The organism is Streptomyces sp. CBMA156, assembly GCF_014596515.1.
Taxonomy (GTDB): Bacteria; Actinomycetota; Actinomycetes; order Streptomycetales; family Streptomycetaceae; genus Kitasatospora.
Map to the genome: position 1 here is coordinate 1 of NZ_MSJQ01000412.1, position 13,920 is coordinate 13,920.

At 74.2% G+C, this 13,920-nt stretch carries 10 protein-coding genes; 8 read left to right on the forward strand and 2 right to left on the reverse strand.

Annotated features, from left to right (window positions below):
* The 4 genes from BU198_RS36615 to BU198_RS36630 all read left to right on the forward strand — a co-directional run.
* The coding region (locus BU198_RS36615; protein ID WP_223245431.1) for an ABC transporter substrate-binding protein at nucleotides 1-1,721 on the forward strand (1,721 nt) is incomplete at its 5' end.
* Nucleotides 1,718-2,677 (forward strand): ABC transporter permease, encoded by a 960-nt coding sequence (locus BU198_RS36620; protein ID WP_317620478.1) that lies wholly within the window; start codon nucleotides 1,718-1,720, stop codon nucleotides 2,675-2,677. The genes BU198_RS36615 and BU198_RS36620, both read left to right, overlap by 4 nt.
* Nucleotides 2,674-3,549, forward strand: a complete 876-nt coding sequence (locus BU198_RS36625; protein ID WP_188301121.1) for an ABC transporter permease — start codon at nucleotides 2,674-2,676, stop codon at nucleotides 3,547-3,549. Before BU198_RS36620 ends, BU198_RS36625 begins: the two co-directional genes overlap by 4 nt.
* Nucleotides 3,546-5,189, forward strand: coding sequence for a dipeptide ABC transporter ATP-binding protein (locus BU198_RS36630; RefSeq protein WP_188301122.1), 1,644 nt, complete (start codon nucleotides 3,546-3,548; stop codon nucleotides 5,187-5,189). Before BU198_RS36625 ends, BU198_RS36630 begins: the two co-directional genes overlap by 4 nt.
* Before the next feature lie 67 nt (nucleotides 5,190-5,256).
* On the opposite strand, the gene BU198_RS44070 is transcribed toward BU198_RS36630, so the two are convergent.
* Together BU198_RS44070 and BU198_RS36640 are read right to left on the reverse strand one after the other, a co-directional pair.
* On the reverse strand, nucleotides 5,257-6,291 hold the full coding sequence (locus tag BU198_RS44070; RefSeq protein ID WP_188301123.1) for an SGNH/GDSL hydrolase family protein: 1,035 nt from the start codon (nucleotides 6,289-6,291) through the stop codon (nucleotides 5,257-5,259).
* Nucleotides 6,288-7,814 carry an MFS transporter gene (locus tag BU198_RS36640; RefSeq protein WP_188301124.1) on the reverse strand — a complete coding sequence of 509 codons (1,527 nt, stop codon included), beginning with the start codon at nucleotides 7,812-7,814 and terminating at the stop codon, nucleotides 6,288-6,290. Before BU198_RS36640 ends, BU198_RS44070 begins: the two co-directional genes overlap by 4 nt.
* A 206-nt stretch (nucleotides 7,815-8,020) precedes the next feature.
* Here BU198_RS36640 and BU198_RS36645 point away from each other — a divergent pair, with 206 nt between their 5' ends.
* From BU198_RS36645 to BU198_RS36660, 4 genes are all read left to right on the forward strand, one after another.
* Entirely contained in the window at nucleotides 8,021-9,208 is a 1,188-nt protein-coding gene (locus tag BU198_RS36645; RefSeq protein ID WP_188301125.1) for an acyltransferase family protein, read from the forward strand.
* Nucleotides 9,209-9,298: 90 nt separating this feature from the next.
* Nucleotides 9,299-10,501, forward strand: a complete 1,203-nt coding sequence (locus BU198_RS36650) for a cytochrome P450 (protein ID WP_188301126.1) — start codon at nucleotides 9,299-9,301, stop codon at nucleotides 10,499-10,501.
* Nucleotides 10,502-10,709: 208 nt separating this feature from the next.
* Nucleotides 10,710-12,332: an aromatic amino acid ammonia-lyase gene (locus tag BU198_RS36655; protein WP_188301127.1), complete on the forward strand. Its 1,623-nt coding sequence runs from the start codon at nucleotides 10,710-10,712 to the stop codon at nucleotides 12,330-12,332.
* Nucleotides 12,333-12,445: 113 nt separating this feature from the next.
* The gene (locus BU198_RS36660; protein ID WP_188301128.1) at nucleotides 12,446-13,897 is read left to right on the forward strand and encodes a phenylacetate--CoA ligase family protein; all 1,452 of its coding nucleotides are present in this window, start codon (nucleotides 12,446-12,448) and stop codon (nucleotides 13,895-13,897) included.
* Nucleotides 13,898-13,920: the final 23 nt, after the last annotated feature.

Genomic DNA, 13,920 nt, shown 5'->3' on the forward strand with positions numbered 1-13,920 from the left:
GTTCACGCATGCCCAGCAGACCCGTGCCCGCCGCCCGTCCCACCCCCCGCCGCCGCACCGCCCGCCGCACCCCCCGTCGATTCGCCGTCCCGACCGCCCTGCCCGCCGCCGGACTGGCGGCGGTGCTGCTCGCGGGCTGCTCCTCCGCCGGCCCGGCCGGGTCGGGGGCGGGCGCCGAAGGGGTTCCGGTGCGCGGCGGCACCCTGAAGTACGCGGTGGCGGTCGGCACGTCCTGCCTGGACCCGCACGTCAGCCCGGGCGACGTGACGGCGGTGATCCAGCGCAACGTCTTCGACTCGCTGGTGTACCTGGACGACAAGGGCGCCTTCCACCCGTGGCTGGCGAAGTCCTGGGAGATCTCGCCGGACGCCAGGACGTACACCTTCCGGCTGCGCGAGGGCGTCACCTTCCACGACGGCACCGCCTTCGACGCCGCCGCGGTGAAGGCCAATCTGGACCACGTCAAGGACCCGAAGACCAAGTCGCTGTACGCGGCCAGCCTGCTCGGTCCGTACACCGGCGCCGAGGTGGTGGAGCCGCTCACCGTCCGGGTCTCCTTCGCGGATCCGTACGTGCCGTTCCTCCAGGCGGCCGCCACCCCGTACCTGGGCATCGCCTCGCCCAGGTCGCTGGTGGAGAAGGCGGACCGGCTGTGCGCGGGCGGCGCGGACTCGGTGGGCACCGGGCCGTTCAAGGAGACCGAGTACGTCAAGAACGACCACGTCGAGTTCCGGCGCAACGACGCCTACGCCTGGGCGCCGGAGGGCGCCGCGAACCAGGGCGCGCCGTACCTGGACGGTCTGACGATCCGCTTCCTGCCCGAGGACTCGGTCCGGGCCGGCGCGCTGACCAGCCGCCAGGTGGACGCGGCCACGCTGCCGGTCACGGCGGTGCGCACCGCCCGGGCGGCCGACGGCATCGAGGTGAGCCGCACCCAGAACCCGGGCGTGGTCTACTCGCTGTTCCTGAACTCGACCCGCGGCGCGCTGCGGGACGAGCGGGTGCGCCAGGCCGTCCAGCGGGCGGTGGACGTGGAGGCGCTGGTCAGGAGCATCTACTTCGGCGAGTACGAGCGTGCCTGGAGCCCGCTCAGCCCGACCACCCCGGCGTCGTACGAGGCCGGGCTGAAGGACGCGCTCCCGCACGACGCCGCGGCGGCCGGCCGGCTGCTGGACGAGGCGGGCTGGAGCGCCAGGGACGGCGACGGCTACCGGGTGAAGGACGGCAAGCGGCTCACCCTGCACTGGCCGTACATCGCCTCGCTGGTGCGGGACCAGCGCGACACCCTGGCGGCGGGCATCCAGGCCGACCTGAAGAAGGCCGGGATCGAGCTGGTGCGCGACTCCATCGACAACGGCACCTACTTCAGGATCTACGCGAGCGGCGACTACGACCTGTGGGACAACTCCTGGGTGCGGGCCGACCCGGCGATCCTGGCGGGCTTCTACCTCTCCTCCAGCACCCCGGCCGCGGGCGGCCAGAACGTCTCGCTGAGCAACGACCCGACGCTGGACGGCTGGCTGACGGCGGGCGCGGCGACCACCGATCCGGCGGCCCGCAAGGCGAACTACACCAAGGCCGAGCGGTGGGCGGTGGAGCACGGCACGGTGCTGCCGCTGTACGTGACCACCAATCTGATCGGGCACACCCAGGCCGTCCGGGGCCTGGCGTTCGACGCGAACGCGTGGCCGCAGTTCGCCGGCGTCTGGAAGACCAGGTGACACGGGTCGCGCGCGCGGTGCTGAACCGCCTGGGGGGAGCGGTCCTGGTGCTCTGGGGCGCCGCCACCCTGGGGTTCGTGGCGCTGCACCTGGTGCCCGGCGACCCGGTGTCGACCCTGCTCGGCGGCTCGGTGACCACCGGCTCGGCGGCCGTCCGGGCCGAGATCACCCGGGAGTTCGGGCTGGACCGCCCGTTGTTCTCGCAGTACCTGACCTTCCTCGGCCGGCTGCTGGGCGGCGACCTCGGCCGCTCCTACCAGCAGCAGCAACCGGTGAGCCGGATCATCGGCGAGCAGCTCGGCCCCACCGCGGCGCTGGCGCTGACGGCGTTCGGGCTGATCCTGCTGTTCGCCCTGGTATCCGCGGTGACCACGGCCGGGCGGGGGCGGTCGGTGCGCGGCGCCGCCTCCGGGGCGGAGCTGCTGGCGGTCTCCACCCCGCCGTTCTGGCTGGGTGTCCTGCTGCTCACGCTGTTCTCCTTCCACCTGCGGCTGTTCCCGGTCGCCGGGGCGGAGGGCTGGGAGTCGCTGGTGCTGCCGGCGGTCACCCTGGCGGTGCCGTTCGGCTCGCTGCTCTCGCAGGTGCTGCGGGAGGGGCTGGAGTCGGCGCTGCACGAGCCGTTCGCGCTGACCGCCCGTTCGCGCGGGATCGGTCCGCTGGCGCTGCGCGGCCGGCACGCGCTGCGGCACGCGCTGGTGCCTGCGGTCACGCTGGGCGGCTGGCTGGTGGGCGGGCTGCTGGGCGGGACGGTTCTGGTGGAGACGGTGTTCGCCCGGCCGGGTCTGGGCCGGGTGGCGCTGGACGCGGTCACCGGGCACGACCTGCCGGTGGTGACCGGGCTGATCCTGCTGTCCGCGGCGGTCTACCTGGTGGTGAACACCGCGGTGGACGCGCTCTACCTGCTGATCGATCCCCGGCTGCGCGGTGCCGGTGCGGTGCGGGAGGTGGCGGCATGACCGGCTCCGTCGTGCCCGCCGCCGGGCCGGCCGCCCGGAAGGTCCGCTCGGCCGGCCGGCGGGCGGCCCGGGTGCGCCCCGGGGTGCTGCTCGCCGCCCTGGTCCTGGCGGCGGCGGTGCTCGCCTGCGCCTGGCCGGGGCTGCTCGCGCACGCCGACCCGACGGCGGCCGAGCCGGTCGCCGCGCTCACCCCGCCCGGCTCCGAACACTGGCTGGGCACCGACCAGTTGGGCCGGGACGTGTACGCCAGGGTGGTGCACGGCGCCCGCTACTCGCTACTGATCGGGCTCGGCGCGACCGCGCTGTCGGTGCTGGCCGGCCTGCTGGTCGGGCTGTCGGCCGCGCTGTCCGGCCGGATCGGCGACCAGGTCTCGATGCGCGCGGTGGACGTCCTGCTGGCCCTGCCGGAACTGCTGCTCGCGCTGCTGGTGATCGCCGTGGTGGGCCCGGGCACCGGCAACGCGCTGCTGGCCATCGCGATCGCGGCCACTCCCGGCTTCGCCCGGCTGGTGCGGGGGCGGGCGATGGTGGTGCGCGGTTCGGAGTACGTGCGTGCCGCGACGGCGCTCGGGGTGCCCAGGACGGCCGTGGTGCTGCGGCACGTGCTGCCGAACACGCTGGGGCCGCTGACCGTGCCCGCCACGCTGGCCGTCGGCAGCGCCGTGGTGTCGGGCTCGGCGCTCAGCTTCCTCGGGCTCGGCCCCAGGGCGCCCGCCCCGGAGTGGGGGGCGATGCTCTCGCAGGGCCGCGACTTCCTGTCCACCGCCTGGTGGATCGCGGTGTTCCCGGGGGCCGCCATCACCGCCGTGGTGGTCGCGATCACCGTGCTCGGCCGACAGTTGCACCGCCGCCTGGAAGGACGGACGCCATGAGCCCGATCGTCGAACTGGAGGGCCTGAACGTCGAGTTCGGCCACGGCAGACGGCGCACCACGGTGGTGGCCGGGGTGTCGCTGACACTGTCGGCGGGCGAGTGCCTGGCGCTGGTCGGCGAGTCCGGCTCGGGCAAGAGCGTCACGGCCAGGACGCTGGTCGGGCTGACCGCGCCCGGTGCCGCCGTACGGGCCGAGCGGTTCCTGGTCGAGGGCCGGGACGCCGCGGCCTTCGGTGAGCGGGACTGGCGCCGGGTGCGCGGCCGGACGGTCGGGCTGGTGCTCCAGGACGCGCTGTCCGCGCTGGACCCGCTGCGCCGGGTGGGCGCCGAGGTGGGTGAGCCGCTGCTCGCCCACCGCGTCCTGCCGAAGGCCGACGTGCCCGGCCGGGTCGAGGAGTTGCTGGCCGCCGTCGGGGTGCCGGAGCCGGCCGAGCGGGCCCGGCAGTACCCGCACCAGCTGTCCGGCGGGCTGCGCCAGCGCGCGCTGATCGCCTCCGCGCTGGCGGCCGGTCCGCGGGTGCTAGTCGCGGACGAGCCGACCACCGCGCTGGACGTCACCGTGCAGGCCCAGGTGCTGGACCTGCTGGGCCGGTTGAAGGCCGAGGGGACGGCGCTGCTGCTGATCAGCCACGACCTGGCGGTGGTGGCCAGGCTGGCGGACCGGATCGCGGTGATGAAAGACGGCCGGATCGTGGAGAGCGGTCCGGCCGGGCGGGTGCTGGGCGCGCCGGAGCACCCGTACACCCGGATGCTGCTGGCCGCCGCCCCCGATCCGGACCGCCCGGCCCCGGTCCCCTCCCCCGCCCGCTCCCCCGCCGATGTCGCCGCCACCGTCACCGCCACCGTCACGAAGGACGAACTCCTCACCGTCCGCGGCCTGGTGAAGCGCTACCGCACCCCGGACGGCGGCCTGCGGGAGGCGGTCGCCGAGGTGTCGTTCGGGCTCGCGCCCGGCGAGACCCTGGGCATCGTCGGCGAGTCGGGATCCGGCAAGAGCACCACCGCCCGGCTGGTGATGGGCATGCTGGCCCCGGACGCCGGCGAGGTGCTGCTGGACGGCCGGCCGTGGAGCGCGCTGCCCGAGCGCGAGCGCCGACCGGCCAGGCCCGCGGTGCAGCTGGTCCACCAGGACCCGCTGGCCTCCTTCGATCCGCGCTTCACCGTCCGGCGGATCCTGGCCGAGGCGCTGGCGGTCGCCGGGGTGCCCCGCGGCGCGGCCAGGCGGGAGCGGGCGGTCGGACTGCTGACCCAGGTGGGCCTCGGCGAGCAGCACCTGGAGCGGCGGCCGCACGGGCTGTCCGGCGGGCAGCGCCAGCGGGTGGCGATCGCCCGGGCGCTGGCCACCGGGCCGCGGCTGCTGGTCTGCGACGAGCCGGTGTCCGCGCTGGACGTCTCGGTGCAGGCGCAGGTGCTGGAGCTGCTGGCCCGGCTGCGGGACGAGCTGGGCCTGGCGATGCTGTTCATCTCGCACGACCTCGCGGTGGTGCGTCAGGTCAGTGACCGGGTGCTGGTGATGAAGGACGGCAGGGCCGTCGAGTACGGCCCGGTCGAACGGGTGTTCCGGTCGCCCGGGCACCCGTACACCCGGCAGCTGCTGGCGGCGGTGCCCCGGCTGCCCGCGCGGGCCGCGGCGGCCTGACGGCCGCCGGCACACGGCGGTGCCCCGACGGGAACGTCCCGTCGGGGCACCGCCGTACGCCCGGGGTTCAGCCGGGCAGCAGCCGCCGCAGGATCGGCGCGGCCCGGTCGGCCAGGTCGTGCTCGCCGTCCGGGGTCGGGTGCAGGCCGTCCGCGTACACCCGGTCGGCCTCGGCGACGGGCAGCACGTCCCGGCCGTCGATCAGGTGCAGCCGCCGGTCGCCGAGCCCCTGGAGCACCCGGACCGCCTCCCCGGTCAGCTCGCGGATGCCCTCCAGGGTGAGTCCGGCGGCGTTGACCGCCTTCTCCCGCTCCACCGAGGGCAGCGCGGTGATCACCGCGATCGGGGTGTCCGGGTGGCCGTCACGGACGGTCTCGACGAACCCGCACACCGCCGAGCCCCAGCTGCGCGCGGTGAACACGCTGCGGATGTACGCGTTGGTGCCGATCTCCAGGGTGATCAGCTCGGCCGGGCTGTCCCTGAGCACCCGGGCGACCAGCGGGTCCAGGTACGCCTCCCCGGCGAAGCCGAGGTTGCGCAGCCGCCAGCCGTGCCGGACGGCCACCAGGGAGACCCAGCTCTCGGACGGGCCGTGCGGGAACATCGCCTGGGTGAGCGAGCTGCCGTAGGCGATCCAGCGCGGCCCCGGGCGTTCGACGGGCTCCAGCACCCGGTGTCCGCGCAGCGAGAGCCGGCCGATCCGGGTGCGGCTGAGGTGCGGCAGCCAGACCTCCACCTCGGCCGGGCCGTCCGCTCCCGCGGGCAGTGGCAGGGCCAGCCGGTGGCGCCCGGACACCGGGTGCCAGCGGTGGGCGACGACGCCGTCCACCACCACGTCCAGCGGTGCGCTGCCGGATTCGGCGTCCAGTTCCAGGACCAGTTCGACGGCGTCGGTGCGCAGGCCGAAGCGGGCGCCGGCCGGGAGTCGGGCGAGCCGGGCGAAGTCGGCGGAGAGCGTGGTCGCCACCCGGTCCAGCGGCAGGCGCAGCGGGATCCAGCGGTCCTCGTGGCGGGCCAGGCCGCTGATGCCGTCCCAGGAGATCCTGGGGTCGTCCGGGGTGAGCCGTTCGACGGCGGTGGCGGCGGGCCTGGTGGTGGTCACGCCCGGCCCTCCCGGAGGTTCGCGGCCAGGGTCTGCGCTTCGGCGGGCGCCGTGTCCGCGGCGCTGTCGCCCGCCGCGGCGCCATCCGCTGCCGCCCCGTCAACTGCCGCCTCGTCCGCTGCCACCACGTCCGCCCCGCCCTTCGGCGCACCGAGCCCGAGGGCGGCGGCGACCAGTCCGACGGCCGAGAAGACCGCGGCCACCAGGAAGGCCCAGTGGTAGGCGGAGAGCGACGGCGAGGCGCCGCCGACGCCGGTGAGCACGGCCGCGCCGACCGCGACGCCGATGCCGCCGCCGAGCTGGAGGGCCGCGGTGACCAGCGCGGTGGCCAGGCCCTGGTCCTCGTTCTTCACGCCGCTGACGGCGGCGATGTTGAAGGCGAGGAAGCTGGTGCCGTTGCCGAGCCCGTGCACGATCAGCGCGGGCAGCAGGACGGCCGGGTAGCTGCTGTCGGTGCCGGTGCGCAGGAACAGCAGGATGCCGCCGCCCTGGAGGAGCAGGCCGAGGACGGCCGCCGTGCGCAGCCCGGAGCGGTTGATCAGCTTGGGCGCGAGGTTGACGGCGAGCAGGATCGCGGCGGCCATCGGGACGATCGCCAGGCCCGCCTGGAGGGCGCTGTAGCCGCGCACCTGCTGGAGGTAGAGCAGGGCGATGAACTGCCAGCCGATGGTGGCGCAGGCCCAGACCAGTCCGACGGTGTTGGCGGTGGACAGGGTGCGGGAGCGGAAGATCCGCAGTGGCAGCAGCGGGTCGGTGCGGCGCTGCTGGATGACCACGAAGGCGGCCAGCAGGACGACGGCGGCGATCAGTGAGCCGAGGGTGGCGGTGGAGCCCCAGCCGACCTCGGGGGCGCGGACGAGTCCGAGGACGAGCAGCAGGACGCCGGCGGTGGCGGTGAGCGCGCCGGCCGCGTCGAAGCCCGGCCGCTCGCCGGTGCGCGGCCGGTCGGGGGCGACGGCGCGGTTGGTGACGGCGAGGACGAGTGCGGCGACCACGAAGGGGACGAAGAAGACGAGCCGCCAGTGCAGTTCGGTCAGGACGCCGGAGAACACCAGGCCGGCCGCGTAGCCGCTGGCGCCGGTGAGGGAGAAGATGCCCATCGCGCGGGTGCGCTCGGGGCCCTCCTTGAACGTGGTGGTGATGATCGACATCGCGGCGGGGGCGATGAAGGCCGCCGCGACGCCCTTGATGACGCGGCTGACGACCAGCAGGGTGCCGTCGGAGACGAGCCCGCCGCCGAGGCTGGCCAGGGCGAACACGGCGGTGGCCCAGAAGAACAGCCGGCGGCGGCCGAAGAGGTCGGCGGCGCGTCCGCCGAGCAGCAGGAAGCCGCCGTAGGCGACGGCGTAGCCGGAGATGATCCATTGCAGTGTCTGCGGCCCGAGGCCGAGGTCCTGCCTGATCTCCGGGAGGGCGACACCCATCAGGGAGACGTCCATCGAGTCGAGGAAGAGCTGGGCGCACAGCACCAGGAGTGCCAACCCCTTGTGCGCGCCGAGGGTGCGGGGCGCCGTGTCCGGCATCGGCCCTCTCCCTATCCGTCTGGCAGACAATCGTCTGCATCTCAATCAAGTGGACCGAAAGTAGCAGCCAAATCATCTAGCGTCAAACAATCTCGACACCACACGAACACCAACACCCCTTGCATCGCGTGGAGTTGACTTCCTATTGTTTGATAATTGCCGAACCTTAGAAATTTCGGCCCTTCGTACGGGGGAGTTGCCCACCCATGCCCGAATCCGTCAGACGGCCCCGCCTGCCCTCCCTCACCGGCGTCAGGTTCCTGATCGTGGTCCCGGTCTTCGCCTTCCACGCCGACATGGAGAAGCCGTTCGGCGACGCGGGGGTCGCCGACGCCTACGCCTGGCTCGTCGGCAACGGCGCCTGGACCGCGATCAGCTGCTTCTTCGTCCTCAGCGGCTTCGTGATCACCTGGGGCTCCCGCCCCGGCCACGGCGCCCGCGGCTTCTGGCGCCGCCGGGCCGCGAAGATCTACCCGCTGCACGTGCTCACCTGGGCCGCCGCACTGGTGCTGCTCGCCGCCGCGGGCACGGCCGCCACCGCCCGCCAGGCCGTTCCCAACCTGTTCCTGGTGCACACCTGGAACCCGGACCGCGAGGTCTTCTCCAGCCTCGACGACGTCAGCTGGTCGATCTCCTGCGAGATCTTCTTCTACGCCGCGTTCCCGCTGCTGGTGCGCTGGATCCGGCGGATCCGCCCCGAGCGGCTCTGGGCCTGGGCGGCCGGGGTGATCGCCGCGGTCCTGCTCGTCCCGGCCGCCGCCGCCCTGCTGCCGGACCACCCGCCGCTGCCCTTCGGCTCCGGCTCGGTGTGGCAGTTCTGGTTCGTCTACGTGTTCCCGCCGGTGCGGCTGCTGGAGTTCGTGCTGGGCATCCTGCTCGCCCGGATCGTCCTCACCGGCCAACGGCTGCCGATCGGTGCGCTGCCCGCCGCGCTGCTCCTCGTACCGGCCCAACTCCTCGCCAAGCAGCTGCCGTTCCTGTGGGGCCTGACCACCCCAGCGATCCTCCCGATCGCCCTGCTGCTGCCCGCGCTCGCCGCCCGGGACGTGGCCGGCCGCCGCTCCTTCCTGACCTCCCGGCCGATGGTCACCCTCGGCAGCTGGACCTTCGCCTTCTACCTGGTCCACCGGCTGATCCTGGACCACGGCCACCGCGCCCTCGGCGCCGGACGAGCCTTCACCACCCCGGTCGCCGCCGCGCTGCTGCTCGGCGCGTTCACCGCCGCCTGGCTGCTCGCCGGGCTGCTGCACCGGTACGTCGAACTCCCTGCGGTACGGCTGCTCGGCACGCCCCGGCGGCAGCGCCCCGGCGACCCCACACCCCCTGGCCCCGCCGCGGACCCGGCACCCGAGCCCGCGCCCTCGCCCTCATCCGACCTGGCCGCCACCACCTGAGCCGCCCCCGACCGCGACCGCGACCACGACCACGACCACCACGAGCACGACCACTGCGACCACGACCCGAACAGACCGAGAGGCAGACCGATGACCGATCAGGACCTCACCGCCTACCCCCTCCCGCTCTCCCCCTACGGCGAGCCGCCCGCCGAGTTCGCCGAGCTGCGCGCCCAGTGCCCGGTCAGCCGGGTCCGGCTGCCCAGCGGCGACCAGGCCTGGCTGGTCACCGGCTACGACGAGGTCGTCTCCGCGCTCTCCGACCAGCGGCTCTCCCGGGCCGCGCTGCGCGAGCCGGGCGCGGTACGCACCGTCTCCGGCGAGGACTTCTCCGACAACCCGTACAACCTGCTCAACCAGGAGGGCCCCGACCACGCCAGGCTGCGCCGGCTGATCTCCCCCGCCTTCACCCCGCGCAAGGCCGAGCGCTGGCGCTCCCGGGTGGTCGAGATCGCCGACGAGCTGATCGACCGCCTGCTCGAAGGTCCCCGGCCGGCCGACCTGCACCACGACTTCGCCGCCGTGCTGCCGGTCTGGGTGATCTGCGAGATGGTCGGAGCCCCGGTCGAGGACCGCCCGCTGCTCCAGCAGTGGACCGACCGGCTGGTCTCCATCACCGCCCACACCCCCGAGGAGCGGCTCGCCGCCCGCCAGGAGTCCGCCGCGTACGTGGCCGGGCTGGTCGCCGAACGCCGCGCGAACCCCGGCGACGACCTGCTCTCCACCCTCATCTCGGCCCGCGACGACGAGGACCGCCTCGACGAGCGAGAACTGGTCTGGCTCGGCATCAACCTGCTGGTCGCCGGGCACGACACCACCGTCAGCGCGGTCTCCAGGGCGCTCTACCAGCTGCTGCGCCACCCCGACCAGTGGCGGCTGCTCACCGAGCGCCCCGAGCTGCTGGAGAACGCGACCGAGGAACTGCTGCGCTACGCCCCGCCGTCCGAGATCGGCTTCATGCGGATCGCCACCGAGGACCTGGAGCTGGCCGGCACCCCGGTCGCCAGGGGCGAGGGCGTCATCCCGGTGATGCACGCGGCCGGCCGCGACGTCCGCCGGGTGGACGACCCGGAGCGGCTCGACCTGACCCGCACCGACCCCAGGCACGTCGCCTTCGGCCACGGCGCCCACTACTGCCCCGGCGCGGGCGTCGCCCGGATGGAGCTCCAGGTGGCCTTCGGCACCCTGGCCCGCCGGCTGCCCTCGCTGCGGCTCGCGGTGCCGGCCGACGAGGTCGAGTGGCTCGGCGGTCTGCTGACGCTGCGTCCGAAGGCGCTGCCCGTCGAGTGGTGACCGCGTCCGGCACCCACGACCCGGCCCGGCGGCCCGTCCGTTGGGCCGGGTCCCCGGTCGCCGCCCGGCCGTTGGGACGGGCTCCGGTCCGTACGGAGGCCCGAAGACGGAACACCCGTGCGATCCCGAGACTTGGGGCCAGCCGGTACACCGTCCCGCACCGACCGGACCGACCGGACCGCCCGCTCCGCCCAGGAACGAGGACCCCATGCCCGCCACGCCCGCCCTGGCCCTGACCGGCCACGACCTGACCCTCACCGACATCGTCTCCGTCGCCCGGGCCCGCCCCGGCGCCCCCGGACCGGTCCTCGCCCCCGCCGCCACCGGGCGGATGACCGCCTCCGTCGCCCTCAAGGAGGACTGGCTGGCGCGCGGCATCCCGCTCTACGGCATCACCACCGGCTTCGGCGACTCGGTCGCGCACCAGATCTCCGCCGACCGGGCCGCCGCGCTCCAGCGGAACCTGGTCACCTACCACCTCAACGGCACCGGCCCGACCGCCGCGCCCGAAGTCGCCCGCGCCGCCCAGCTGATCCGCGCCAACTGCCTGGGCCGCGGCCCCTCCGCGATCCGCCCCGCCGTCGTCGACACCCTGCTGCGCCACCTGGCCGCCGACCTCCTGCCGCTCATCCCCGAACGCGGCTCGCTCGGCGCCAGCGGCGACCTCGTCCCGCTCTGCTACCTGGCGCACGCCCTGCTCGGCGAGGGCGAGGTGCTGCACCGCGGCCGCGTCCGCCCGGCCGCCGAGGCACTCGCCGAGGAGGGCATCGAGCCGGTCGTGCTCACCGCCAAGGAGGGGCTGGCACTGATCAACGGCACCGCCTTCACCTCCGCCTTCGCCGTCCTGGCCGCGCACGACGCGGCCGAACTCGCCGCCGCCGCCGACATCGCCACCGCCCTCGCCGTGGAGGCGCTGCACGGCAACGCCTCGCACTTCCACCCGTTCCCGCACCGCCAGAAGCCGCACGCCGGCCAGCTCACCTCCGCCGCCACGATCCGCGCCCTGCTCGACGGCTCCGAACTCGCCACCGACTACCAGGGCATCCTCGACCGCCAGGAGCGCCTGGGCGACCGCGGCTTCCTCACCCACGAGCACCGCATCCAGGACCCGTACTCGCTGCGCTGCGCCCCGCACGTCACCGGCGTGCTGCGGGACACCCTGGACTGGGTGCGGCCCTGGCTGGAGACCGAGGTCAACTCCTCCACCGACAACCCGCTGTTCGACACCGAGGAGGGACTGCTGCACCACGGCGGCAACTTCTACGCCGGCCACGTCGGCCAGGCCATGGACAGCCTCAAGACCGCCGTCGCCAACATCGCCGACCTGCTCGACCGTCAGCTCGCCCTGGTGGTCGACCCCAGGTTCAGCCGCGGCCTGCCGCCCAACCTGACCGCTCCCGCCGCCGACACCGACACCCACGCCGGGCTGCACCACGGCTTCAAGGGCATGCAGATCGCCGCCTCCGCGATCACCGCGGAGGCGCTCAAGACCGCCGCCCCCGCGTCGCTGTTCTCCCGCTCCACCGAGGCGCACAACCAGGACAAGGTGAGCATGGGCACGATCGCCGCCCGCGACGCCCGTACGGTCGTCGAGCTCGCCCGCGACGTCACCGCGATCCACCTGCTCGCCGTCGCCCAGGCGGTCGAACTGCGCGGCCTGCCCAAGGCCTCGCCCACCCTCCAGAAGGTGCACGGCCTGATCCGCGAGCACGCCCCCTTCACCGACCGCGACCGGCGGATGGACGGCGACATCGCCGCCGTGGCCGGCCTGGTCCTGGACGGCTCGCTGCGCCGCGCCGCCGGGCTCCCCGAGCCCTTCGCCGCACGCTGAGCCCCGTCCCCCGGCCTGCTCCCCCGCACGTCCCCGCATCCCGTCCCGCTTCCAGCCCCCCGCACCGGCACGTCCCCGACCGTGACTCCCCACAACCCGAGGAGCAATCGAAGATGTTGCTACTGCGCGACCGCGCACTGCGCCAGGACGCCGCCGAGCGCCTGGACTCCCACACCGCCCTGATCCACCGCACCTGGCAGGGCCAGGACCCGGCCGACCGCTACGGCGCCAAGCTCGCCGCCACCCTGGCCGCCGCGGTGCGCTCCCCGATGTACGCCGGCACCCTCGACGGCGAACTCGGCGAGCGGCTGCGCTCGGACACCCCGCTGACCGCCGGCGAGGCCCTGGAGGCCTTCGCCGCGCTGCCCTTCCTCGGCAAGAAGGAACTCGGCGGCCACGGCGCCGGCGCCTTCACCCGCCCGCTGTCCGAGTTCCTGCACTACTACGAGTCCTCCGGCACCACCGGTGACCCGGCCCCCGCCCCCAAGGCGGTGGACGACCTGCTGATCAACACCCTCAACATCGGCGAGATGTGGGGCCGGCTGCTGCGGCCCGCCGACGTCGCCCTGATCCTCATCAACGCCCCGTTCGCGCCCGCCGCCTACCAGTTCGAGAAGGTGCTGGAGTACCTCGGGGTGATGTCCTTCCGCCCCTGGGTGGACAACATCACCGGCGACTACACCCGGGTGCTGCGGCTGATCTCCGAACTCGGCGCCAACGTCTACGTCGGACCGCCCTCCCGGCTGCTGGAGCTGGCCCAGTTCTCCCAGCGCAACGGCCTGCCGCTGCCCCGCTTCGACCGGCTGCTGCTGATGGCCGAACAGACCGGCCCCAGTTTCGTGCGCCACCTCGAACGCCTCACCGGCGGCACCGCGTACGTCGGCTCGTACGGCTCCTCGGAGACCGGCACCCTCGCCGTCACCTGCGAACACCGCAGACTGCACCTCCAGTTGCAGAGCTACCTGCTGGAGATCGACGACGGCGAGCGCACCACCGTGCTCGACCCGGAGGGCGACCCGGTGCAGGGCGAACTGGTCGTCACCACCCTGGACATCCCGTCCCGGCCGCTGCTGCGCTACCGCACCGGCGACCTGGTCGGGATCGAGACCGACCCGTGCGACTGCGGCATCCGGCTGCCCGTCCTGCGCACCCTCGGCCGGGCCCAGGACGTCCTGCTGCTCGCCGAGAACAACATCCGCCAGGACGACCTGGAGGAGGCGCTGTGGGCCGAGGCCCTGCCGGGCGCCTCGGTGTTCAACTACATGCTGGTGCTGCGCGGCAGGAGCCTCGTCTGCCTGGTCACCACCGACGGCAGCCCGGACGGCTCCTGGTCGCGGGTGCTGGAACAGCGCCTCGCCCCGCTGTTCGAGGAGTACACGGTGACCGTCCACCCGGTGGAGAAGCTGCCCCCGCTGGCCTCGCTCGGCCAGTACCTGGGCTGGAAGCTCTCCCGGGTCCTCGACCTCAACGAGGAGGCCAACTGGGGCCGGCTGCCCGCCCCGCTCACCTCGCTGGTGCGCGAGTCGCTGGCGCAGGTCGCCGAAGCCACGGGAGGGAAGGCATGAGCGCGCGGAGCGAGCTCGTCATC

Excerpts from the sequence above, each read along its gene's own strand:
- BU198_RS36625 (WP_188301121.1), top strand. The coding sequence starts at position 2,674 with ATGACCGGCTCCGTCGTGCCCGCCGCCGGGCCGGCCGCCCGGAAGGTC.
- BU198_RS36630 (WP_188301122.1), top strand. The coding sequence starts at position 3,546 with ATGAGCCCGATCGTCGAACTGGAGGGCCTGAACGTCGAGTTCGGCCAC.
- BU198_RS36640 (WP_188301124.1), bottom strand. The coding sequence starts at position 7,814 with ATGCCGGACACGGCGCCCCGCACCCTCGGCGCGCACAAGGGGTTGGCA.
- BU198_RS36645 (WP_188301125.1), top strand. The coding sequence starts at position 8,021 with ATGCCCGAATCCGTCAGACGGCCCCGCCTGCCCTCCCTCACCGGCGTC.
- BU198_RS36650 (WP_188301126.1), top strand. The coding sequence starts at position 9,299 with ATGACCGATCAGGACCTCACCGCCTACCCCCTCCCGCTCTCCCCCTAC.
- BU198_RS36655 (WP_188301127.1), top strand. The coding sequence starts at position 10,710 with ATGCCCGCCACGCCCGCCCTGGCCCTGACCGGCCACGACCTGACCCTC.
- BU198_RS36660 (WP_188301128.1), top strand. The coding sequence starts at position 12,446 with ATGTTGCTACTGCGCGACCGCGCACTGCGCCAGGACGCCGCCGAGCGC.